The organism is Burkholderia sp. BKH01, from assembly GCF_025685725.1.
Classification (GTDB): Bacteria; Pseudomonadota; Gammaproteobacteria; order Burkholderiales; family Burkholderiaceae; genus Burkholderia; species Burkholderia pyrrocinia_C.
The window spans coordinates 125466-146006 of the sequence record NZ_JAOTQT010000002.1 but is presented as its reverse complement, the minus strand read 5'-3'; the positions used below and the strand labels follow the sequence as shown (position 1 = coordinate 146006).

The window sequence follows — 20541 nt, the reverse complement described above, 5'->3', positions numbered from 1 at the left end:
CTTGCGCTGGCGCGCGGGCGCTCAGTTTCGGTAGAACGGGGAGAAATACGGCGAGTGCGCAGGCTCTTCCTGCGAGCGGGGCGGCGGCATCGGACGGCCGCCGCGCTCCTCGTTGTAGCGCGCGACGTCGGCGCGGATCGAACCGGCGCGCAGCGGCACGTTGCCGCCGCCAGGCGGGCGCGGCATCTGGCGCGCATCGGCGCTGATCGGGCGATACGGGCTTTGCGCCGCGTAATGGCCGTACGACGGCGTCGGCCGCAGCCCCCAGCGGGAGCCGTAGCCGCTCACGCCGCCGGCGCGTGCCCCGACGGGGGGCGGAACGCGGCGCCAGACGGGCCCGCCACCGAACCCGCCGCCAGCCTGCTGACCGAACGCGCGCATGTCGCCGCCACCGAAACCGTGGCCGCCGAACCCATGACCGCCGTGTGGCGGCTGTGCGAGCGCAAGCGGCATCAGCAGCGCGCCGAGCACGCCTGCCACCCATCGTCCGATCTTCCGTTTCACACGTTCCGTCATCGTTCAGTGCCTGTCCACGCCTGTCGCCGGCTCCTTTCGGCCGACGCAAGGCTTTCAGCAGTAATTTATGAGCGGCCCGAAACGGTGTCGAGCCAAAAAGTGTTAGGTCGCCGGCATCGGTGTAACACCATGTTACTGCTAGGTTTTTTCACTTCAGGGGGCGAACGCGACAGAACATTCTTCTGCCGTTTTGCGCATGGCCGGGCAGGCGCGACGGCCGTTGTCGCATGCAATCGAATCATCAATCGATTCTCACAATGAATTTGTGTAGTGAATGGCCAACCGGGACAATAGCGGCATTCGCGCGCGCGACGCGCGCCTTCGTCGTTTCCGAGTCGAGTTCCCGATGGCCCGCCCCCGTTTTCTTCCCGACAACTTCACGCTCGCACTGGTCGGCACCGTCGTGCTCGCGAGCCTCCTGCCGTGCCGCGGCCCGGCCGCCCATGCGTTCAACTGGGCGACCAACATCGCCGTCGGCCTGCTGTTCTTCCTGCACGGCGCGAAGCTGTCGCGCGAAGCCGTCGTTGCGGGTGCGACCCACTGGCGGCTGCACGCGGTCGTGCTGCTCAGCACGTTCGCGCTGTTCCCGCTGCTCGGCCTCGCGCTGAAACCCGTGCTGCAGCCGCTCGTCACGCCGGCGCTTTATGCCGGCGTGCTGTTTCTGTGCACGCTGCCGTCGACGGTCCAGTCGTCAATTGCGTTCACGTCGATCGCGAAGGGCAACGTGCCGGCCGCCGTGTGCGCGGCATCGGCATCGAGCCTGCTCGGGATCTTCGTCACGCCGGCGCTCGTCGGGCTGATCATCACGTCGCAGTCGGCCGCCGCCGCATCTCCGTGGAGCACCGTCGGCAGCATCGTGATGCAGCTGCTCGTGCCGTTCATCGCCGGCCAGTTGCTGCGGCCCGTGATCGGCGGCTGGATCGAACGGAACCGCGGCGTGCTGCGCTTCGTCGACCAGGGCTCGATCCTGCTCGTGGTGTACGTCGCGTTCAGCGAGGCCGTCAACGAGGGCCTGTGGCACCAGATTCCGGCACGCGCGCTCGGCGGCCTGCTGGTCGTCAACCTCGTGCTGCTCACGATCGCGCTGCTGCTGACCGCGTTCGTCGGCAAGCGGCTCGGCTTCAATCGGGCCGACCGGATCACGATCATCTTCTGCGGATCGAAGAAGAGCCTCGCGGCCGGCGTGCCGATGGCGAAGGTGATCTTCTCGGCGAACGCGGTCGGCGCGATCGTGCTGCCGCTGATGCTGTTCCATCAGATCCAGTTGATGGCGTGCGCGGCGCTCGCGCAGCGCTGGGGTGCACGCGACATGAGCGGCGAGCGCGACGGGCAGGACGGCAAGGCATCAGCGCCCGGCGCGCTGAACGCGGGCAAGCGCTGACGGGAAGGGGGAGCGGGACGGTCACCGGATGGGGGCGCGCTGGCGCCGCTCTCCGCCTTCCCGCCTTCCCGCTTTCCAAACGCGCGCCGGTGCGCGTCCAACGCGATGCACCATCAGCGCCCATCGCATCACGAAATCTTCATTCAATTCCCCGCGAGCGGTGCCGTTAAGCCGGGCGTCCCGTCGATTCGGCTGCCCTCACCCATGCCCGCGCTCCACTCCGACTCCGCTGCCGCCAGCACCACGCGCCTGATCGCGGATCGCGCGCTCGCGGCCGTTTTCCAGCCGATCGTCGATCTCGGGTCGGGGACGGTCGTCGGCTACGAAGGCCTGATACGCGGCCCGCGCGGCACCGACCTCGAGCCGCCCACCGCGCTGTTCGCGCAGGCCGCGCGCGAGGGCGCGACCATCGCGCTCGAACAGGCTGCCGCGCTCACCTGCCTCGACGCGTTCGCGGCGCTCGGCTGCGACGGCAAGCTGTTCCTCAATTTCAGCGCGGGGACGATCCTGCAACTCGCCAGCGAACGCGAGCGCGCGTGCCAGTTCCTCGGCCGCGCGCGGGTCCGCGCCGAGCGCATCGTGATCGAGCTGACCGAGCAGAACGCGATACCGGATGTCGCGCATATCGGGCCGGCGGTCGCGTCGCTGCGCGATGCGGGCATCCAGTTCGCGCTCGACGACTACGGCACCGCGAACGCGAGCATGAACCTGTGGCTGCGCCTGCATCCGGACGTCGTGAAGATCGACCGCTTCTTCATCCACGACATCGCGCGCGACCCGCTCAAGTTCGAGGCCGTGAAGGCGATGCAGCACTTCGCGCAGGCGAGCGGCGCGCAACTGATCGCGGAAGGCATCGAGAACGAATGCGACCTGATCGTCGTGCGCGACATGGGGATCTGCTGCGTGCAGGGCTTCCTGCTCGGCCGCCCGGACGCGCAGCCGTCGCGGGTCGTCGCGCCGGCCGCGCGCGATGCGATCCGCGCGCCGCACATCGCGGTGTTTCCCGGCGCGACGCGCTCCATGCGGCCGGCCGGCACGATCGCCGCGAAGATGCTCGTCCCCGCGCCGGCACTGTCGTGCGACGCGACCAGCAACGACGTGCTCGACCTGTTCAACCGGATGCCCGACCTGCACGCGGTCGCGCTGGTCGAACGCGGGCGGCCCGTCGCGCTCGTGAATCGCCGCGGCTTCATCGACCGCTTCGCGCTGCCGTATCACCGCGAGGTGTTCGGGAAGAAGCCGTGCCTGCAGTTCGCGAACGATGCGCCGCTGATGATCGACAACGCGACGACGTTCGAGCAGCTCGCGATGCTGCTCGCGAGCCACGACCAGCGTTATCTCGCGGACGGCTTCGTGATCACCGAGCACGGCCGCTACGTCGGGCTCGGCACCGGCGAGAGCCTCGTGCGCGCGGTGACCGAGATGCGCATCGAAGCCGCGCGCTACGCGAACCCGCTGACGTTCCTGCCCGGCAACATCCCGATCAGCGCGCATATCGACCGCCTGCTCCAGCGGGACGCCGGCTTTCATGCGTGCTATGTCGACCTGAACCAGTTCAAGCCGTTCAACGACCAGTACGGCTACTGGCAGGGCGACGAGGTGCTGAAGTTCGCCGCGACGGTGCTGGCCGGCGTGTGCGACCCGCAGCGCGACTTTCTCGGGCACGTCGGCGGCGACGATTTCCTCGTGCTGTTCCAGCACGACGACTGGCACGTGCGCGCGACCGACGCGATCGCGCGCTTCAACGACGGCGCGCAGCGCTTCTACACACAGGCCGACCGGCAGGCGGGCGGGCTGCGCGGCGAGGACCGCCACGGCAACCCGGCGTTCTTCGGCTTCGTGACGATGGCGATCGGCGCGGTCGGCGTGCCGGCCGGCGCGCACGGCGCGAAGCGCTACGGCAGCGACGAGATCGCGTCGGTCGCGGCGCTCGCGAAGCGGCGCGCGAAACAGCAGCCGAACGGGCTCGCGGTCGTCGATCTCGACGCGGGCCTCGCCGCGCTGCGCAATCGCGGCGAACCGCCGGTCGCGGGGCGGTGACGGCGGACTGAACGGCGGGCAATCGTCGAGCGCGGGATACGGCTGCGCTCGGTGCGACGGGGACGGGCGACCGCCCGTCAACCGGCCGAATCGTTGTGCATCGGCTTCCGGCCACCCGCGCAGGCCGTCGCGCACCCTGCCCGGCCGCTCGAAACCGCCCGCTTTCCGGCCTCTTTCCCGTCCATTTCCCGCCGGCCGCCCGCGCCATCGGGCACCCGCACGACCACCTTGCCTTTTTCGCGTTTTGTTTAGTATTTTTAGTAACGGCGTTTTCGCAGATTAGCGCCTAAAAAGGCACTATTCGCGGGTATTCCCCGGTCATCCGGCCCGAATTCCGCGAAGTGTTTTACTATACAATCGCTTTCAACCTAAACAAACCGAACCCCGAACGATGGGCACCACCATTCGCGATGTCGCGCGGGCGGCAGAGGTCTCGATCGGCACCGTCTCCCGCGCGCTGAAAAACCAGCCGGGCCTGTCGGAAGCAACGCGTGCGCGCATCGTCGAGATCGCGCAGCAGCTCGGCTACGATTCCGCGCAGTTGCGGCCGCGTATCCGCCGGCTCACCTTCCTGCTGCACCGCCAGCACAACCGCTTTCCCGCGAGCCCGTTCTTCTCGCACGTGCTGCACGGCGTCGAGGACGCATGCCGCGAGCGCGGCATCGTGCCGACGCTGCTCACGGTCGGCCCGAACGACGACGTGCTGCGCCAGATGCGCCCGCACGCGCCCGACGCGATCGCGGTCGCCGGCTTCATCGAGCCCGAGACGATCGAGGCGCTCGCCGCAACCGGCCGGCCGCTGGTGCTGATCGACCTGTGGGCGCCCGGGCTGCGCTCGGTCAACATCGACAACGCGACGGGCGCCGCGCTCGCGATGCGCCACCTGCTCGCCACCGGCCGTTCGCGGATCGCGTTCATCGGCGGTTCGCCCGCGCACTACAGCATCGCGCAGCGCGCGATCGGCTACCGGCGCGCATTCTTCGAGGCCGGGCGGCTGTTCGATCCCGCATACGAAGTGACGATCGACGCGGGGCTCGACCCCGACACCGGCGCCGCGCGCGCGATGGCGCAACTGCTCGACGCGCCGGGCCCGCGCCCCGACGCCGTCTTCGCGTACAACGACGCGGCCGCGCTGGCCGCGCAGCGCGTGTGCACCGCGCGCGGCCTGCGGATTCCGGACGACATCGCGATCGTCGGCTTCGACAACATCCCGGCCGCCGCGCACGCGAGCCCGCCGCTCACGACGCTGTCGGTCGACAAGGAAGCGCTCGGCCGCCGCGGCGTCGAGCTGCTGCTCGCCGAAGCGCCCGAGCACACCGAGATTTCCCTGCCCGTCGAGCTGATCGTGCGGGCCAGCAGCCAGCCCGCCGGCTCCCCGGCACTCGATATCGCAACGGTCACCGAAACATGAACATGCCCCCGGTCCAACCCTGCACGGCCGCGCCGGCCGCCCACACGCAAGCCGCGCCGCTCGTCGCGAGCTTCCGCGATCCGTCGTTCCTGCTGTCGCACGTCGAGGACACGCTGCGCTTCTACGCGACGAACGCGTTCGACCCGACAGGCGGCTTCTATCACTACTTCCGCGACGACGGCAGCATCTACAACCGCACGTCGCGCCACCTCGTCAGCAGTTGCCGATTCGTCTTCAACTACGCGATGGCGTACCGGCATTTCGGCGATCCGCGTCACCTCGAATACGCGCGCCACGGGCTGCGCTTCCTGCGCGACGTGCACTGGGACGACGAACTGCAGGGCTACGACTGGGAACTCGACTGGCGCGACGGCGCGAAGCGCGCGACGCTCGACGGCACGCGCCACTGCTACGGGCTCGCGTTCGTGCTGCTCGCGGCCGCGCACGCGACGATGGCCGGCATCGACGAGGCACGCCCGCTGATCGCGGCGACCTACGAGCTGGCCGAGCACCGCTTCTGGGATGCGGCCGCGGGCCTGTATGCGGACGACGCGACGCCGAACTGGATCGTGTCGTCGTACCGCGGCCAGAACGCGAACATGCACATGACGGAAGCGCTGCTCGCGGCCTACGAGGCGACCGGCCACCTCACGTACCTCGATCGCGCGGAAAAGCTCGCGACCCACGTCACGCAGCGCCAGGCCGCGCTGTCGGGCGGGCTCGTATGGGAGCACTACCACGCGGACTGGTCGGTCGACTGGGACTACAACAAGGAAGACAGCTCGAACATCTTCCGTCCGTGGGGCTTCCAGCCCGGGCACCAGACCGAATGGGCAAAGCTGCTGCTGATCCTAGAGCGGCACCGCCCGCTCGACTGGCTCGTGCCGCGCGCGGCCGAACTGTTCGACGCGGCGCTCACGCACGCATGGGACGCCGATCACGGCGGCCTGTACTACGGCTTCGGCCCCGACTTCACGATCTGCGACCACAACAAGTACTTCTGGGTGCAGGCGGAAACCTTCGCGGCGGCCGCGATGCTCGGCGCGCGCACCGGCAGCGAGCGCTTCTGGGACTGGTACGACGAGATCTGGCGCTATAGCTGGGCGCATTTCGTCGATCACCGCTACGGCGCGTGGTACCGGATCCTCACCTGCGACAACCGCAAGTACAGCGACGAGAAGAGCCCGGCCGGCAAGACCGACTATCACACGATGGGCGCGTGCTATGACGTGCTCGCGACCCTTGCGCGCACGGTGCGCAGCGAGCCGACGCAATGAGCGGCGGCACGTTTCCGGCTTTCGTATCGGCGGGCGACATCCTGACCGACATGGTGCGCGCGGGCGATGCGCAGTGGACGTCGGTGCCGGGCGGCGCCGGCTGGAACGTCGCGCGCGCGGTCGCGCGGCTCGGTGTGCCGAGCGCGCTCGCGGGCTCGATCGGCGAGGACTGCTTCTCCGACGTGCTGTGGCGCACGAGCGAAGCGGCCGGGCTCGACCTGCGCTTCCTGCAGCGCGTCGCACGGCCGCCGCTGCTCGCGATCGTCCACGAGACGCGCCCGCCCGCGTACTTCTTCATCGGCGAAGCGAGCGCCGATCTCGCGTTCGATCCCGCGCGGCTGCCTGCCGGCTGGACCGACCACGTGAAATGGGCGCATTTCGGCTGTATCAGCCTCGTGCGCGAACCGCTCGCGGGCACGCTGGCCGCGCTCGCGGCCGACCTGCACGCGCGCGGCGTGAAGATCAGCTTCGACCCGAACGTCCGCAACCTGATGACGGCCGCGTACCGGCCGACGCTCGCGAAGATGGCTGCGCTCGCCGACCTGATCAAGGTGTCCGACGAGGACCTGCGGCACCTGTTCGGCGGCGACGGCCCCGATGCGGTCGCGGCGGTGCGCGCGCTGAACCCGCGCGCGGCCGTGCTCGTCACGCGCGGCGCGCAGGCGGCGACGCTCTACGCGGACGGCGACGCGCACGTGGCCAGCCCGCCGCGCGTCGAGGTGGCCGACACCGTCGGCGCGGGCGACGCGTCGATCGGCGGCATGCTGTTCAGCCTGATGGCCGCGCCGCAGCGATCGTGGCGCGAGCATCTCGCGTTCGCGCTGGCGGCGGGCGCCGCCGCATGCCGGCACACGGGCGCGCACGCGCCGACGCTCGACGAGGTCGTCGCGCTGATCGAGGGCTGATCGAACGGTGACCGGGCGCTGACCGGCCGCCGTTCGGTCACCGATAAGCCGCGCTGTACATGCTGCGCCGCAGTGCTACGATGAAGTGTCCTTTTGCGGGAGAGGCACGATGGACACGAACACGTTCACGAAGGGTATCTACACGGCCAAGGCGCATACCCAGCATTCGGCCAACGGGCAGTTCCAGGGTTACGTGATCCTCGCGCGGGACAACGGGGACGACACCGAGAACACGCGCTACGACGTCCACTCGACGAGCCCCAGCGAGGAAGAAGCGTTCGACGAGGCGAAGGCGCTCGCGCACCGGATCCTCGGCGAGATCGAGATGTAACGCGCACCGCCCTTTCCGGCGCGGCTCAGAGCAGCCGCGCCACCATCGATACCAGCATCGTCAGCACCAGCGTCGACATGAACGGGAACGGGTAGCGCCGCCCGCCGAGCGTCAGCGTGACGTCGCCCGGCATCCGCCCGATGCCGAGCTTGCCGAGCCACGGCCAGCAGCGCGTCAGGATCATCACCGCGACGAACGACGTCATCAGCCAGCGCAGCATGCCGGCCTCAGAGCGCGTGCGAGCGGTCGCCGCGCGCGAACGCGTCGAGCGTGCCGTCGATGCCGCGCGAAAAAGCGATCACCTTGAACAGCTCGCCCATCTCGGCTTCGGAGATCAGCTTCTGCACCGCGTTCGCGGCCGGCAGGAACTGCCGGATGTCGGACGGGTCGATCGCGGCCAGCGCATCGGTGATGCCCGCGTTCAGCAGGAAGCGCGCCTGCGACGTGTAGCCGAGCAGGTCGGCGCCGGCGGCGATGGCCGCGTCGTAGATGCCGGTGAATTCGACGTGCGCGGTGATGTCCTGCAGGCCCGGGTACAGGAACGGGTCGTCGTGCGCGTGATGGCGGTAGTGGCACATCAGCGTGCCGCGGTCGCGCTGCGGATGGTAGTACTCGTGCGCGGGAAAGCCGTAGTCGACCAGCAGCACCGCGCCGCGCGCGAGCATCGTGCAGACGGTGCGCGTGAACGCCAGCGCGGCCTCGTGCGTCTCGGTCACGTAGCCGTCGGCGACCTCGGCGTCGAGCGCCGCGAGCACCGGCGGCCGGCTGGCCGGCGCGGCCGGCCGGTCCTCGAACACGAACGCGTGCCGCGCGTCGAGTGCGACGCCGCGCTCGTGCCACGCGCCGTCCGCCTTCGCGAACAACCGCACCGGCATCGCATCGAGCACCTCGTTGCCGACCACGACGCCCTCGAACCGCTCGGGCAGCGCGTCGAGCCAGCGCACCTTCGCGGCGAGCGCCGGCGCGGCGGCCGCGATCGTGTCGCGCTGCCGTTCGCGCAGTTCGCCTGACAGGTCGACGATCAGGTATTCGTCGAGTGTGGCGCCGAGCGCGTCGAGCGCCTCGAGCAGCCCGGCCGCGAGCTTGCCCGTGCCGGCGCCGAATTCCATCACGCGGCGCGTGCCGCTCGCCGCGAGCGCTTCCGCGACCGGTTGCGCGAGAGTTTGCGCGAACAGCGGCGACAGCTCGGGCGCGGTGACGAAGTCGCTGCCGTCGTCGGCGCGGCGCCCGAACTTGCGCGCGCCGCCGCTGTAATAGCCGAGGCCCGGCGCGTACAGCGCGCGCTCCATGAAGCGGTCGAACGGCAGCCAGCCGCCGGCCGCCGCGATCTCGTCGCGCAGTTGCGCGGCAAGGGTTTCGGACTGCGCGAGCGCGTCAGGGCCGGGAGCAGGTAAACTAGCGGGTTCGTGAGCTTTCGGGTTCATCCCGGCATTGTAAATGACCGTTTCAGCCGATACGTCGACCCTGCGCGTGGTGCTCGTCGCGGGCGCCCTGGGCAGCGCGGCCGACGCCGCGTCGATCGGTCGTGCGCTCGCGACGGGATTTGCGCGCCGCGGCTGGGACGTCGCGCTGCAGCGCAGCCACGGCGCGCCGCGCGCGGCCGCCGATGCGATCGTCGCCGAGGTCGCGGCGCTCGGCCGCCGCGCGGCCGTGCTCGACACCGATCTGGCCCTGGAAACCGACGCGGCCGCATTGGTCGCCGCATGCGGCGCGGCGCTCGGCCGGCCCGCGTGCGCGGTATTCGTGAGCGCCAGCGCGGGCACCGACGACGCGCACACGGTGGACGGCGCGTCGCTCGCCGCCGCACTCGCGCGCAACGTGACGGCGCCGCTCGCGCTGGCCCGCGCGCTCGCCGATGCGACGCCCGACGCCGCGCGCGAGCACGAAGCGCTGCGCGCGTGCGCGATCCACGTGCTGGACCAGGCGCTGTTTCACCCGGCGCCGGCGCAGTTGTCGCACGCGCTGATGCAGGCCGCGCTGAACCGCGCGACGTCGGCGCTGGCGCTCGCGCTCGCGCCGAAGGTGCGGGTCGCGGCGCTCGTGCGCGGCCACGCGGCGCACGCGGACGACATCGCGGCCGCCGCCTGCTATCTCGCGAGCGCGCCCGGCGTCACGGGCGCGACGCTGACCGTCGACGGCGGCGAGCACCTCGTGCCGCCCGCCGCCGGCCCGAATGAATGAACCGCGCGGGCGCGCGGCCTGACTGCCGCCGCCCGCGCCGCTTTGCGTGCGCGCACGCCAATTTGACTGGGACGACCATGTTTTCCGCTCTCCTGCACCCCCGCCTCGCGGATTGCCGCAGGCTCTACCTGCGCGATTACGAGGTGCACATCAACATCGGTGCCTTCGAACACGAGAAGCGCGGCGAGCAGCGCGTCGTCATCAACGTCGACCTGTTCGTGCCGCTCGCGCTGTCCACCCCCGTCGACGATCGTCTCCATGAAGTCGTCGACTACGACCTGATGAAGCAGAGCGTCGCGCAATGCGTGGCGCGCGGCCACATCCACCTGCAGGAAACGCTGTGCGACGCGATCGCCGCGCACCTGCTGGCGCACGACGCCGTGCGCGCGGTACGCGTCTGTACCGAGAAACCGGACGCCTATCCGGACTGCGACGCCGTCGGCGTCGAAGTCTTTCGCATCAAGGACGAGGAGCGCGCATGAACGCCCCCCACATGAATGACACGGCGGCCGACGCCGCCACCCTCGACGCGACCGCCGCCCCGGCCGGCCGCCAGGCGCTGACGCGCCGCGAGCAGAAGGAAGCGTACGAGAACAACAAGCTGTTCAAGCGGATCGTGCGCCAGGTCGGCCAGGCGATCGGCGACTACAACATGATCGAGCACGGCGACAAGGTGATGGTCTGCCTGTCGGGCGGCAAGGACAGCTACGCGATGCTCGACGTGCTGCTGCGCCTGCGCGAGCGCGCGCCGATCGACTTCGACATCGTCGCGGTGAACCTCGACCAGAAGCAGCCGGGCTTCCCCGAGCACGTGCTGCCCGAGTACCTGAAGCAGGTCGGCGTGCCGTTCCACATCGAGAACCAGGACACCTACAGCATCGTCAAGCGACTCGTGCCCGAGGGCAAGACGACCTGCTCGCTGTGCTCGCGGCTGCGCCGCGGGATCCTGTACCGCGTGGCCGGCGAGCTCGGCGCGACCAAGATCGCGCTCGGCCATCACCGCGACGACATCGTGCAGACGCTGCTGCTGAACATGTTCTACGGCGGCAAGCTGAAGGGGATGCCGCCGAAGCTGCAGTCGGACGACGGCAAGAACATCGTGATCCGCCCGCTCGCGTACGTGAAGGAAACGGATCTCGAGAAATACGCGGAGCTGCGCGAATTCCCGATCATCCCGTGCAACCTGTGCGGCAGCCAGCCGAACCTGAAGCGCGCGGAAATGAAGGCGCTGATCCGCGAATGGGACAAGCGCTTCCCGGGCCGCGTCGAGAACATGTTCAACGCGCTCGCGAAGGTCGTGCCGTCGCACCTGATGGATACGACGCTGTTCCCGTTCACGTCGCTGCGCGCGACAGGCGAAGCCGATCCGCAGGGCGACATCGCGTTCGACGAGGAGCCGTGCGCGTCGGGCGACGACGCAACGGCGCCGGGCGCCGCCCGACCGATCTCGATCGTCCAGTTCGACGATCTGTAATCGGGGTCGGAATTCCCGCCGGAACGGGGCGCCGGCCGCCCTTTCCGGCGCCGCCGGAGCCGCGCGGCGGGCCCGGAACGGCGGGGGCCGCATGCTAAAATGGACGGCTTCGAACTCCTCTGACAAGCTGGCGCCATGAATATCGTGATTTTGGCGGCAGGCACCGGCAAGCGCATGCGTTCCGCGCTGCCGAAAGTGCTTCACCCCCTGGCCGGCAGGCCGCTCCTCTCCCACGTCATCGACACCGCGCGCACGCTGCAGCCGTCCCGGCTCGTCGTCGTCGTCGGTCACGGCGCCGAGCGGGTCCAGGCTGCCGTCGCCGCGCCCGACGTCCAGTTCGCGGTGCAGGCCGAGCAACTCGGCACCGGGCACGCGGTGCGCCAGGCGCTGCCGCTCCTCGATCCCGCGCAGCCGACGCTCGTGCTGTACGGCGACGTGCCGCTCACCCGCGCGTCGACGCTGCGACATCTCGTCGACGCCGCGCGCGACGGCCGCTACGGGATTCTGACGGTCACGCTCGACGATCCGACCGGCTATGGCCGCATCGTGCGCGACGCGGCCGGCTTCGTCACGCGCATCGTCGAGCAGAAGGACGCGTCGCCGGACGAGTTGAAGATCGCCGAGATCAACACCGGCATCATCGTCACGCCCACCGCCCAGCTGTCGATGTGGCTCGGCGCGTTGAAGAACGAAAACGCGCAGGGCGAGTACTACCTGACCGACGTCGTCGAGCTTGCGATCGAGGCCGGCTTCGAGGTCGTCACGGCGCAGCCCGACGACGAATGGGAAACGCTCGGCGTGAACAGCAAGGCGCAGCTCGCCGAACTCGAGCGCATCCACCAGCGCAATGTCGCGGACGCGCTGCTCGTCGACGGCGTCACGCTCGCCGATCCGGCGCGCATCGACGTGCGCGGCACGCTGCGCTGCGGCCGCGACGTGTCGATCGACGTGAACTGCGTGTTCGAAGGCAACGTGACGCTCGCCGACAACGTGACGATCGGCGCGAACTGCGTGATCCGCAACGCGTCGGTCGGCGCCGGCACGCGCATCGACGCGTTCTCGCACATCGACGGCGCCGAGCTCGGCGCGAACACCGTGATCGGCCCGTACGCGCGGCTGCGCCCCGGCGCGCAGCTCGCGGACGAAGCGCACGTCGGCAACTTCGTCGAGGTGAAGAACGCGGTGATCGGCCACGGCTCGAAGGCGAACCACCTCACGTACATCGGCGACGCCGACATCGGCGCGCGCGTGAACATCGGCGCGGGCACGATCACCTGCAACTACGACGGCGCGAACAAGTTCCGCACCGTGATCGAGGACGACGTGTTCGTCGGCTCCGACACGCAGCTCGTCGCGCCCGTGCGCGTCGGCCGCGGCGTGACGATCGCGGCCGGCACGACGATCTGGAAGGACGTCGCCGACGGCCTGCTCGCATTGAACGAGAAGACCCAGACCACGAAGAGCGGCTACGTCCGCCCGGTCAAGAAGAAGAGCTGAACCTTTTGCGGGCGCCCCGGCGGCGCCCGCGTCGACTTACAGGACTGACCATTCATGTGCGGCATTGTCGGCGCAGTTGCGCAGCGTAATATCGTTCCGGTGCTGATCGAAGGATTGCGGCGCCTCGAATACCGTGGCTACGACTCGTGCGGCGTCGCCGTGCTCGAGCCCGGCGCACCGAAGCGCGCGCGCAGCGTCGCGCGCGTCGCCGATCTCGACGCGCAGGTGCGCGAATCGCACCTCGAAGGCACGACCGGCGTCGCGCACACGCGCTGGGCGACGCACGGCGCGCCCGTCACGCACAACGCGCACCCGATCTTCTCGTCGAACGCGCTCGCGCTCGTCCACAACGGCATCATCGAGAACTTCGAGCCGCTGCGCGAAGCGCTGCGCGCGAAGGGCTACGAATTCGTGTCGCAGACCGACACCGAAGTGATCGCGCACCTCGTGCACAGCCTGTATCGCGGCAACCTGTTCGACGCGGTGCGCGAAGCCGTGCAGCAGTTGCACGGCGCGTATGCGATCGCCGTGATCCACAAGGACCAGCCGCACACCGTCGTCGGCGCGCGCCAGGGTTCGCCGCTCGTCGTCGGCCACGGCGACGGCGAGAACTTCCTCGCGTCCGATGCGCTCGCGCTCGCCGGCAGCACCGACCGCTTCACGTTCCTCGAGGAAGGCGACGTGTGCGAGCTGTCGCTCGACGGCGTGAAGATCGTCGACCGCCACGGCGCCACCGTGCAGCGCGAAATCCGCGTCGTCAGCGCATACGGCGGCGCGGTCGAGCTGGGCCCGTATCGCCACTTCATGCAGAAGGAAATCTTCGAGCAGCCGCGCGCGATCGGCGATACCGTGCCGCAAACCGACGCGTTCGACGCGACGCTGTTCGGCGACGCCGCGCCCGCCGCGTTCGCGGACATCGACAGCCTGCTGATCCTCGCGTGCGGCACGAGCTACTACTCGGGCCTCACCGCGAAGTACTGGCTCGAATCGATCGCGAAGATCCCGACGCAAGTCGAGATCGCGAGCGAATACCGGTACCGCGAATCGGTGCCGAACCCGCGCCAGCTCGTGCTCGTGATCTCGCAGTCCGGCGAGACGGCCGACACGCTCGCGGCGCTCAAGCATGCGCAGTCGCTCGGCCACACGCATACGCTCGCGGTCTGCAACGTCGCGACGAGCGCGATGGTGCGCCTGACCGAAATGCAGTTCCTGACGCACGCGGGCACCGAGATCGGCGTCGCGTCGACGAAGGCGTTCACGACGCAGCTCGTCGCGCTGTTCGTGCTGGCCGCGACGCTCGGCAAGCTGCGCGGGCACGTCGACGCCGCGCAGGAAGCGCAATTCCTGAAGCAGCTGCGCCACCTGCCGGCCGCGCTGAACAGCGTGCTCGCGCTCGAGCCGCAGATCATCGCGTGGTCGGAGGAATTCGCGCGCAAGGAAAACGCGCTGTTCCTCGGCCGCGGGCTGCACTACCCGATCGCGCTCGAAGGCGCGCTGAAGCTGAAGGAAATCTCGTACATCCACGCCGAGGCCTATCCGGCCGGCGAACTGAAGCACGGGCCGCTCGCGCTCGTCACGGAAGCGATGCCGGTCGTCACGGTCGCGCCGAACGACACGCTGCTCGAGAAACTGAAGTCGAACATGCAGGAAGTGCGTGCGCGCGGCGGCGAGCTGTACGTATTCGCCGATGCCGATACGCAGATCGTCAACGACGACGGCCTGCACGTGATCCGGATGCCGGAACACTACGGGCAGCTGTCGCCGATCCTGCACGTCGTGCCGCTGCAGCTGCTCGCGTATCACACCGCGTGCGCGCGCGGCACCGACGTCGACAAGCCGCGGAACCTCGCGAAATCGGTGACGGTGGAGTAAGGCGAAAGACCGATCGGCGCAGCCGGCACGGCGCACCAACGAGACAGACGGAGAGACAATGGTAAGACTGTTTGGATGCGGATTGCTGGCGCTGACGTTCGCGTCGACGGGCTGGGCCGCCGAGCACTACGTCGAGGTCTGGAACCCGCCCGAGGCGCGGAAGCCGGCGGCGCATACGCCGGAAGCCCGGACGCCGGAAGCCCGTACGCCAGCCGCGCACGCGAGCGCCGACGCGCGCGCCGGCAAGAGCGCCGAGAAGCACGCGAGCGCAACGCCGAAAACCGCCGTGAAGCCGCACAAGCGTCGAGTCACGCAAACCGTGAAAGCCGGCTCGCCTCGCCCCCCCGCCGCGGCCGAGGCGCCGGCCGCACCGCGCCCCGTCGCGCAGCCCGCGCCGGGCCGTCTCACGGTGATGCAGCCTGCCGGCCCCGACGAGACGCACGCGCTCAACTTCTCCGACATCCCGCGGCAATACACGCCGGACGGCAACGTGCTGCGGGTCGGCACGCACAACCGCTCCGCGGAGGTGACTCGATAATGGAAGCGCAAAACTACCTCGGCTACCAGATCTGGGGCCACGCGATCCTGCAGCAGGACGAGATCCTGCAGCCCGAACGCTTCGCGGCGAGCGGCACGATCACGCAGAACAACAAGCTCGTCGAAGCGTCCGGCGTACTCGGCGTATTCGACACCGAGGACGACGCGCGCGAGGCCGGGCTCGAATGGGCCCGCGCGTGGATCGACAGCCACCGCTGACCGACCCTGGCCGGCGCGTAGCCGACCACGAACCGCAAACGAAAGAAGGGGCGTCATGGACGCCCCTTCTTTCGTTCAAACCCGGGAAAACTCACGCGGCATGCCGTGGCGGCCTCACCGTCACCTGCGGACGACCGACGAGCCGCATCAGCACGACGATCGCCGCCAGCGTCGCGACGTACGCGGCGATCTGGATGCCTGCCGGACGCGCGGTATAGCCGATCAGCGTATGCAGCGCCTTGCCGACGATGCTCGACTCCTTCAGCAGCCACGACGTGTCCCAGATCGCGTCGCCCCACGACGGCACGAGGCCGGCCGCCAGCAGGAAACCGACGCACTGGCTCGCCATCCCGGCCGCCAGCAGCACGATCAGCCCGTTGGTCACGGAGAACAGGCGCTTCAGCGGAATCTGCAGCAGCCCCGCATACATCGCATAACCGAGCCCGGCGCCGCCGAGCACGCCGAGCAGCCCGCCGGCGATCATCTGCGGCGTCTGCCCCGGATCGCCCGCGGCGATACCGTACAGGAACAGCACGGCCTCGGAGCCTTCGCGCAGCACCGCGACGCCGACCACGATCGCCAGCCCCGTCAGCGGCCGGCTGCCGGCCGCGACGGCCCGGCCGACTTCGCCCATGTGCAACGCCATCTCGCGGCCGTGCCGGCTCATCCAGATGCAGTGCCAGGCCAGCATCAGCGTCGCGACGAACATCACGCCCGCATTGAATACCTCCTGCCCCATGCCGGACGCCCACTGCGAGATCACGTCGGCGAACGCCGCGATCAGGCCCGCGCCGACCACACCACCGACGAGCCCGCCGCCGACCCACCAGCCGCGCCGCGGCACGCCCTTCGTGGCGGCCATCACGATCGAGACCACCAGCGCGGCCTCGAGCACTTCACGAAAGACAATCAGCGCGGTAGACAGCATGGCGGGATTCGCTTACTTGACGGTCAGGTGGGTCTTCGACTGCGCTTCGTGATACTCGTCGTGGAACTCGTAGGTACCGGCCTTCAGCGGCCCGACCAGGATCTCGGCCGACTTGCCGGCGGGAATGACCTTCTCGGCCTTGAAGTCGTCGCTCTCGAATTCCGCGGGCGTCGCATCGAGGTTCTTCACGACGAACTTCACTTTCTTGCCGGCCGGAATCGTCACGCCTTCGGGCGAAAACTTGTGGTCCTTCAGCGTCAGGTTGACGTCGTCGGCAGCGGCGAATGCGGTGGCGGCCGACGCGCCCAGCAGGACAGCGGCGAAACCCAGTGCGAAACGGTTCATGTGCGTAGCGAAATGAAATATCGAAGGACATTGATACTAAGATCGATTCGCATTTCGATATCGCGTACCCTTACTTTCATAATGGAGATAGCGTTTCACAAGTGCGTGCCGCGCCTTGCCAGGCAAGGCGCTCATCACATGGCGGCGGCGCCGCATCGGTGTCAATCGGGAAAGATTCCGACTGACGCATTCGACTGCTTTCCGATTTGTCTGACCTCACACCGGCGAGCGATCTCGCCGCGCCGGGTGGCCGTGCATGCGTCAGGCTGAATGAATGCGCTTGACCTTCCCACCATGGCAAGCTTCATGCTGACCATGTTCGTCAATCGTCCAACCAGGAGAACACGATGGAATTCGAAGTCCAGGACATGACCTGCGGCGGCTGCGCCAATGCAATCACGCGTGCGGTGACGGCCGCCGATCCCGCCGCGAAGCTCGAGATCGACGTCGCGGCAAAGATCGTCAAGGTCGAATCGGCGCAAGGCGCCGAGCGCGTGCAGTCGATCATCGAGGCCGCCGGCTTCCACCCCGCGCTGCGCGCCGCATAACGCGGGCTGCGGGCTGCGGGCGCACCGCCGGGTGGCGATGAGCCCGCGGCATCGCGTCAGCGCAGCCGGATCAGCGTCGACTTCAGCTCGGTGTACTTTTCGAGCGCGTGCAGCGACTTGTCGCGGCCGTTGCCCGACTGCTTGTAGCCGCCGAACGGGAAGTTCATGTCGCCGCCCTCGTCGTAGCAGTTCACCCATACCGTGCCCGCGCGCAGCCGGCGCGACACGTCGTGCGCGGTCGTCAGGTTCGACGTCCATACGGCCGCGGCCAGCCCGTATTCGGTGTCGTTCGCAATCCGCACGGCCTCGTCGACGTCGTCGAACACGATCACCGACAGCACGGGCCCGAAGATCTCCTCGCGCGCAATCTTCGCATCGGGCTTCACCTCGAACACCGTCGGCTGGACGTAGAAGCCGCCCGTCTCCTCCTTCACGCGTGCACCGCCCGTGACGAGCCTGCCTTCATTGCGCCCCGCCTCGATGTAGCCGAGCACCCGCTCGAGCTGGATGCCGTCGACGATCGCGCCCATCGACACCGACGGATCGAGCGGGTTGCCGGGCACGTAAGCCCGCGCGGCCGCGACGAGCTTCTCGATGAACACATCCTTGATGTCGCGATGCACGAGCAGCCGCGAGCCGGCCGTGCACATCTCGCCCATGTTGTAGAAGATCGCGCCGGCCGCGGCCTGCGCGGCGCGATCGAGATCGGGACAATCGGGTAGCACGATGTTCGGCGACTTGCCGCCGAGTTCGAGCCATGCGCGCTTCAAATTCGACTGCGCGGCGTACTGCATGATCAGCTTGCCGACCGCCGTCGAGCCGGTGAACGCGATGCAGTCGACGTCGCGATGCAGCGCGAGCAGCTTGCCGGGTTCGCCCGCGCCCGGCACGACGTTGAACACGCCGGCCGGGATGCCGGCTTCGTACGCGAGCTGCGCGACGCGGATCGCGGTCAGCGGCGACTTCTCCGACGGCTTCAGCACGACGCTGTTGCCGGCCGCGAGCGCGGGGCCGAACTTCCACGCGGCCATCAGGATCGGGAAGTTCCACGGCACGACGGCCGCCACCACGCCGACCGGTTCGCGCGTGACGAGGCCGACGAGATGATGATCGGCCGGCGCGACTTCGCCGCCGACCTTGTCGATCGCTTCCGCAAACCATTCGACGCAATACGCGGCGCCCGGCACGTCGACCGTCGTCGTGTCGCCGATCGGCTTGCCCGCGTCGAGCGTCTCGAGCAGCGACAGCTCGTCGAGATGCTCGTGCATCAGCGCGGCCCAGCGCAGCAGCACGGCCTTGCGCGCACGCGGGTTCAGGCCGGCCCACACGCCCGCGTCGAACGCGCGGCGCGCGGCCGCAACGGCCGCGTTCACGTCGGCTTCGCCGCATTCGGCGACCTTCGCCAGCACGCGGCCGTCGATCGGGCTCACGCAGTCGAACGTCTTGCCGCCGTGCGCGTCGCGCGACGCGCCGTCGATGAATGCGCGCCCTTCGATCTCGAGCGACGCCGCCTTGTCCTGCCAGTCAGCCAAAGTCAACTTGTTCATCAGGATGCCTTATGTTGTGGCATTCGCGGTGCGACGCGCCGCGCGCATCATGCGCGGCCGGCCGCGAATGCGGTGACGCGCGGTCAGAAGGTCGCCGGCGAATTGGCCGAGACGACCTCGCAGATCTGCTCCGCGCTGGGATTGCGAAAACGGTGCGGCAAACGGCTTTCGAAGTAGTAGCCGTCTCCGGGGTCGAGCAGCCACGTCGCGCCGTCGACGGTCAGCTCGAGCCGGCCCGATACGACGACACCGCCCTCATGCCCCGCGTGCACGAGCATCTCGGGCCCCGTATCGGCGTGCGGCTGGTAGATCTCGCGCAGGATGCACATGTTGCGGTCCTTCACGCTCGCGCCGACCAGATGAAACGCGAGCGTGTCGTTGCCGAGGTTCGGCATCTCGTCGCGACGCGACACGACCGTGCGCGATTCGACGAGCTCGAACGTGAAGAACTCCGCGAGACTCATCGGGATGCATTCGAGCAGCTTCTTCAGCGAGCCGACCGACGGGCTCACGCGCCCCTGTTCGATCAGCGAGATCGTGCCGTTGGTCACGCCGGCGCGCTTCGCGAGTTCGCGCTGCGACAGGCCATGCTTGTTGCGCACGAAACGCAGGCGCTCGGCGACTTCGGTGGACATCGATTCGGTTTCGGACACGATAAGTGCGATGACAAAGTGAAACGACGCGGTGGACAGCCGTTGAATATTCTAATCACTTTATGCCGCACATCAGCGGGGAAAACCCTGAAAGGCGTTCGAAATAATGAACACCTTGCCGATCATTCCTTTTGCGAATCTTTTGTTCGCACTGCTCGGGAAAGCCCTGATGCAGGACCGTTAAAAAACATTTGACGCCGTTTTTGGCTCGTATATGCTGGCTCTCAGGTCAGCGTCATTTGGCTTTCACAGGCAGCAAAACGCGTTATTGCAACGCAATAATTGATGCCCATCAATGTAAATGACGCAGGACCGGCGCCTTGATTATTTTAAACGCCCAGCGCGTCGAAACGGTCAGGTGTTCAATACTTTCAACAACCCAGTCGAGTGTAATCGTGAGAGTCCGTGGCCCTCTGGTGAGGTGGGATCGAAGCGTGGCGCGAAGTTCGCGCAGCGCGGCGTCCCCTTCCGATGGCAGTTGCGGCTGGCATAGTCCTCGCCTGCAGCATCTGTCGATCTACACAATCCTGTCCCGTCGTTCTGTTCGGCGCCACAACGCCGTTTCCGCACGCGCATTCGTCGCCGTCGATACCGACGAAGTGGCGTCGCTGCTGCCGTAGCGCCTCTCCTTTCTTTACGTCGTTCGTTTCGTTTGTCGATTCGCCAACCGCATCGTCCATGCGGTGACGGAACGCGTTCGCGCATTCGTTGCCGCGTCGCCCGCGTCACGTATCGCAACAAAACGAACGACGGCCTGATCGTCGCGCGCAGCGCGGATCGCCACGTCATCCTGCTGCGCCCATTCACCAGCGGCCTTGCGCTCTGCGCCAGGCTGCGGGGCCGTGTCGCGCCTGCGTTTTGCAATATCCGAAACGACGC

Annotated in this window: 22 protein-coding genes; 15 read left to right on the top strand and 7 right to left on the bottom strand. The window is 68.5% G+C overall.

Going from position 1 to position 20541, the window contains the following annotated elements; genetic code table 11:
* Nucleotides 1–21: 21 nt before the first annotated feature.
* Nucleotides 22–516: a peptide-binding protein gene (locus OEJ37_RS03630; RefSeq protein ID WP_152858532.1), complete on the bottom strand. Its 495-nt coding sequence runs from the start codon at nucleotides 514–516 to the stop codon at nucleotides 22–24.
* Nucleotides 517–862: 346 nt separating this feature from the next.
* On the opposite strand from OEJ37_RS03630, the gene OEJ37_RS03625 reads away from it, so the two are divergent.
* From OEJ37_RS03625 to OEJ37_RS03600, 6 genes are all read left to right on the top strand, one after another.
* The gene (locus OEJ37_RS03625; RefSeq protein WP_174419961.1) at nucleotides 863–1897 is read left to right on the top strand and encodes a bile acid:sodium symporter family protein; all 1035 of its coding nucleotides are present in this window, start codon (nucleotides 863–865) and stop codon (nucleotides 1895–1897) included.
* 204 nt (nucleotides 1898–2101) lie between these two features.
* The gene (locus tag OEJ37_RS03620) at nucleotides 2102–3937 is read left to right on the top strand and encodes an EAL domain-containing protein (protein ID WP_263343227.1); all 1836 of its coding nucleotides are present in this window, start codon (nucleotides 2102–2104) and stop codon (nucleotides 3935–3937) included.
* 391 nt (nucleotides 3938–4328) lie between these two features.
* Entirely contained in the window at nucleotides 4329–5348 is a 1020-nt protein-coding gene (locus OEJ37_RS03615; RefSeq protein WP_174419963.1) for a LacI family DNA-binding transcriptional regulator, read from the top strand.
* On the top strand, nucleotides 5345–6625 hold the full coding sequence (locus tag OEJ37_RS03610) for an AGE family epimerase/isomerase (RefSeq protein ID WP_175919500.1): 1281 nt from the start codon (nucleotides 5345–5347) through the stop codon (nucleotides 6623–6625). The genes OEJ37_RS03615 and OEJ37_RS03610 overlap by 4 nt, the downstream gene beginning before the upstream one ends.
* Nucleotides 6622–7530: a carbohydrate kinase family protein gene (locus OEJ37_RS03605; protein WP_174419965.1), complete on the top strand. Its 909-nt coding sequence runs from the start codon at nucleotides 6622–6624 to the stop codon at nucleotides 7528–7530. Before OEJ37_RS03610 ends, OEJ37_RS03605 begins: the two co-directional genes overlap by 4 nt.
* Nucleotides 7531–7639: 109 nt before the next feature.
* The gene (locus OEJ37_RS03600) at nucleotides 7640–7861 is read left to right on the top strand and encodes a hypothetical protein (protein ID WP_174419966.1); all 222 of its coding nucleotides are present in this window, start codon (nucleotides 7640–7642) and stop codon (nucleotides 7859–7861) included.
* 25 nt (nucleotides 7862–7886) lie between these two features.
* Here the strand turns inward: OEJ37_RS03600 and OEJ37_RS03595 are convergent, their stop codons facing one another.
* Nucleotides 7887–8081 (bottom strand): DUF2905 domain-containing protein, encoded by a 195-nt coding sequence (locus tag OEJ37_RS03595; RefSeq protein ID WP_031399528.1) that lies wholly within the window; start codon nucleotides 8079–8081, stop codon nucleotides 7887–7889.
* 7 nt (nucleotides 8082–8088) lie between these two features.
* On the bottom strand, nucleotides 8089–9285 hold the full coding sequence (locus tag OEJ37_RS03590) for a class I SAM-dependent methyltransferase (protein ID WP_263343223.1): 1197 nt from the start codon (nucleotides 9283–9285) through the stop codon (nucleotides 8089–8091).
* A gap of 13 nt (nucleotides 9286–9298) precedes the next feature.
* On the opposite strand from OEJ37_RS03590, the gene OEJ37_RS03585 reads away from it, so the two are divergent.
* The 7 genes from OEJ37_RS03585 to OEJ37_RS03555 all read left to right on the top strand — a co-directional run bounded on the left by OEJ37_RS03585 (nucleotide 9299) and on the right by OEJ37_RS03555 (nucleotide 15641).
* Nucleotides 9299–10042, top strand: a complete 744-nt coding sequence (locus OEJ37_RS03585; RefSeq protein ID WP_263343222.1) for an SDR family oxidoreductase — start codon at nucleotides 9299–9301, stop codon at nucleotides 10040–10042.
* Nucleotides 10043–10119: 77 nt separating this feature from the next.
* Complete coding sequence (locus tag OEJ37_RS03580) at nucleotides 10120–10524, top strand: dihydroneopterin aldolase (protein WP_059521150.1); 405 nt, start codon at nucleotides 10120–10122, stop codon at nucleotides 10522–10524.
* Nucleotides 10521–11516 carry a tRNA 2-thiocytidine(32) synthetase TtcA gene (gene ttcA, locus OEJ37_RS03575; protein WP_175919502.1) on the top strand — a complete coding sequence of 332 codons (996 nt, stop codon included), beginning with the start codon at nucleotides 10521–10523 and terminating at the stop codon, nucleotides 11514–11516. The genes OEJ37_RS03580 and ttcA overlap by 4 nt, the downstream gene beginning before the upstream one ends.
* Before the next feature lie 135 nt (nucleotides 11517–11651).
* Entirely contained in the window at nucleotides 11652–13013 is a 1362-nt protein-coding gene (glmU, locus tag OEJ37_RS03570) for a bifunctional UDP-N-acetylglucosamine diphosphorylase/glucosamine-1-phosphate N-acetyltransferase GlmU (RefSeq protein WP_174419970.1), read from the top strand.
* A gap of 54 nt (nucleotides 13014–13067) precedes the next feature.
* The gene (gene glmS / locus OEJ37_RS03565) at nucleotides 13068–14885 is read left to right on the top strand and encodes a glutamine--fructose-6-phosphate transaminase (isomerizing) (RefSeq protein WP_174419971.1); all 1818 of its coding nucleotides are present in this window, start codon (nucleotides 13068–13070) and stop codon (nucleotides 14883–14885) included.
* 58 nt (nucleotides 14886–14943) lie between these two features.
* Complete coding sequence (locus OEJ37_RS03560; RefSeq protein WP_263343220.1) at nucleotides 14944–15423, top strand: hypothetical protein; 480 nt, start codon at nucleotides 14944–14946, stop codon at nucleotides 15421–15423.
* Complete coding sequence (locus tag OEJ37_RS03555) at nucleotides 15423–15641, top strand: hypothetical protein (protein ID WP_072437493.1); 219 nt, start codon at nucleotides 15423–15425, stop codon at nucleotides 15639–15641. Before OEJ37_RS03560 ends, OEJ37_RS03555 begins: the two co-directional genes overlap by 1 nt.
* Nucleotides 15642–15732: 91 nt before the next feature.
* On the opposite strand, the gene OEJ37_RS03550 is transcribed toward OEJ37_RS03555, so the two are convergent.
* Nucleotides 15733–16569, bottom strand: a complete 837-nt coding sequence (locus OEJ37_RS03550) for an FTR1 family protein (RefSeq protein WP_152858497.1) — start codon at nucleotides 16567–16569, stop codon at nucleotides 15733–15735.
* A 12-nt stretch (nucleotides 16570–16581) separates the two neighbouring features.
* Nucleotides 16582–16914: a cupredoxin domain-containing protein gene (locus OEJ37_RS03545; protein WP_174419973.1), complete on the bottom strand. Its 333-nt coding sequence runs from the start codon at nucleotides 16912–16914 to the stop codon at nucleotides 16582–16584.
* Nucleotides 16915–17261: 347 nt separating this feature from the next.
* On the opposite strand from OEJ37_RS03545, the gene OEJ37_RS03540 reads away from it, so the two are divergent.
* Nucleotides 17262–17462: a heavy-metal-associated domain-containing protein gene (locus tag OEJ37_RS03540; protein WP_174419974.1), complete on the top strand. Its 201-nt coding sequence runs from the start codon at nucleotides 17262–17264 to the stop codon at nucleotides 17460–17462.
* 56 nt (nucleotides 17463–17518) lie between these two features.
* Here OEJ37_RS03540 and OEJ37_RS03535 read toward each other — a convergent pair whose 3' ends face one another.
* Both OEJ37_RS03535 and OEJ37_RS03530 read right to left on the bottom strand, forming a co-directional pair.
* Complete coding sequence (locus OEJ37_RS03535) at nucleotides 17519–19009, bottom strand: aldehyde dehydrogenase (protein ID WP_263343219.1); 1491 nt, start codon at nucleotides 19007–19009, stop codon at nucleotides 17519–17521.
* An 83-nt stretch (nucleotides 19010–19092) separates the two neighbouring features.
* Entirely contained in the window at nucleotides 19093–19644 is a 552-nt protein-coding gene (locus OEJ37_RS03530; RefSeq protein ID WP_034179449.1) for a cupin domain-containing protein, read from the bottom strand.
* Nucleotides 19645–20057: 413 nt separating this feature from the next.
* On the opposite strand from OEJ37_RS03530, the gene OEJ37_RS03525 reads away from it, so the two are divergent.
* Complete coding sequence (locus tag OEJ37_RS03525; RefSeq protein ID WP_072437498.1) at nucleotides 20058–20282, top strand: hypothetical protein; 225 nt, start codon at nucleotides 20058–20060, stop codon at nucleotides 20280–20282.
* Nucleotides 20283–20541 lie beyond the last annotated feature (259 nt).

Bases quoted from the DNA above. Each gene is read 5' to 3' on its own strand.
- OEJ37_RS03585 (WP_263343222.1), top strand. From the start codon at position 9,299: ATGACCGTTTCAGCCGATACGTCGACCCTGCGCGTGGTGCTCGTCGCG.
- OEJ37_RS03540 (WP_174419974.1), top strand. From the start codon at position 17,262: ATGGAATTCGAAGTCCAGGACATGACCTGCGGCGGCTGCGCCAATGCA.
- OEJ37_RS03555 (WP_072437493.1), top strand. From the start codon at position 15,423: ATGGAAGCGCAAAACTACCTCGGCTACCAGATCTGGGGCCACGCGATC.
- OEJ37_RS03625 (WP_174419961.1), top strand. From the start codon at position 863: ATGGCCCGCCCCCGTTTTCTTCCCGACAACTTCACGCTCGCACTGGTC.
- OEJ37_RS03615 (WP_174419963.1), top strand. From the start codon at position 4,329: ATGGGCACCACCATTCGCGATGTCGCGCGGGCGGCAGAGGTCTCGATC.
- OEJ37_RS03600 (WP_174419966.1), top strand. From the start codon at position 7,640: ATGGACACGAACACGTTCACGAAGGGTATCTACACGGCCAAGGCGCAT.
- ttcA (WP_175919502.1), top strand. From the start codon at position 10,521: ATGAACGCCCCCCACATGAATGACACGGCGGCCGACGCCGCCACCCTC.
- glmS (WP_174419971.1), top strand. From the start codon at position 13,068: ATGTGCGGCATTGTCGGCGCAGTTGCGCAGCGTAATATCGTTCCGGTG.
- OEJ37_RS03580 (WP_059521150.1), top strand. From the start codon at position 10,120: ATGTTTTCCGCTCTCCTGCACCCCCGCCTCGCGGATTGCCGCAGGCTC.
- OEJ37_RS03590 (WP_263343223.1), bottom strand. From the start codon at position 9,285: ATGAACCCGAAAGCTCACGAACCCGCTAGTTTACCTGCTCCCGGCCCT.
- OEJ37_RS03595 (WP_031399528.1), bottom strand. From the start codon at position 8,081: ATGCTGCGCTGGCTGATGACGTCGTTCGTCGCGGTGATGATCCTGACG.
- OEJ37_RS03630 (WP_152858532.1), bottom strand. From the start codon at position 516: ATGACGGAACGTGTGAAACGGAAGATCGGACGATGGGTGGCAGGCGTG.
- OEJ37_RS03550 (WP_152858497.1), bottom strand. From the start codon at position 16,569: ATGCTGTCTACCGCGCTGATTGTCTTTCGTGAAGTGCTCGAGGCCGCG.
- glmU (WP_174419970.1), top strand. From the start codon at position 11,652: ATGAATATCGTGATTTTGGCGGCAGGCACCGGCAAGCGCATGCGTTCC.
- OEJ37_RS03560 (WP_263343220.1), top strand. From the start codon at position 14,944: ATGGTAAGACTGTTTGGATGCGGATTGCTGGCGCTGACGTTCGCGTCG.
- OEJ37_RS03610 (WP_175919500.1), top strand. From the start codon at position 5,345: ATGAACATGCCCCCGGTCCAACCCTGCACGGCCGCGCCGGCCGCCCAC.
- OEJ37_RS03620 (WP_263343227.1), top strand. From the start codon at position 2,102: ATGCCCGCGCTCCACTCCGACTCCGCTGCCGCCAGCACCACGCGCCTG.
- OEJ37_RS03605 (WP_174419965.1), top strand. From the start codon at position 6,622: ATGAGCGGCGGCACGTTTCCGGCTTTCGTATCGGCGGGCGACATCCTG.
- OEJ37_RS03535 (WP_263343219.1), bottom strand. From the start codon at position 19,009: ATGAACAAGTTGACTTTGGCTGACTGGCAGGACAAGGCGGCGTCGCTC.
- OEJ37_RS03530 (WP_034179449.1), bottom strand. From the start codon at position 19,644: ATGTCCACCGAAGTCGCCGAGCGCCTGCGTTTCGTGCGCAACAAGCAT.
- OEJ37_RS03545 (WP_174419973.1), bottom strand. From the start codon at position 16,914: ATGAACCGTTTCGCACTGGGTTTCGCCGCTGTCCTGCTGGGCGCGTCG.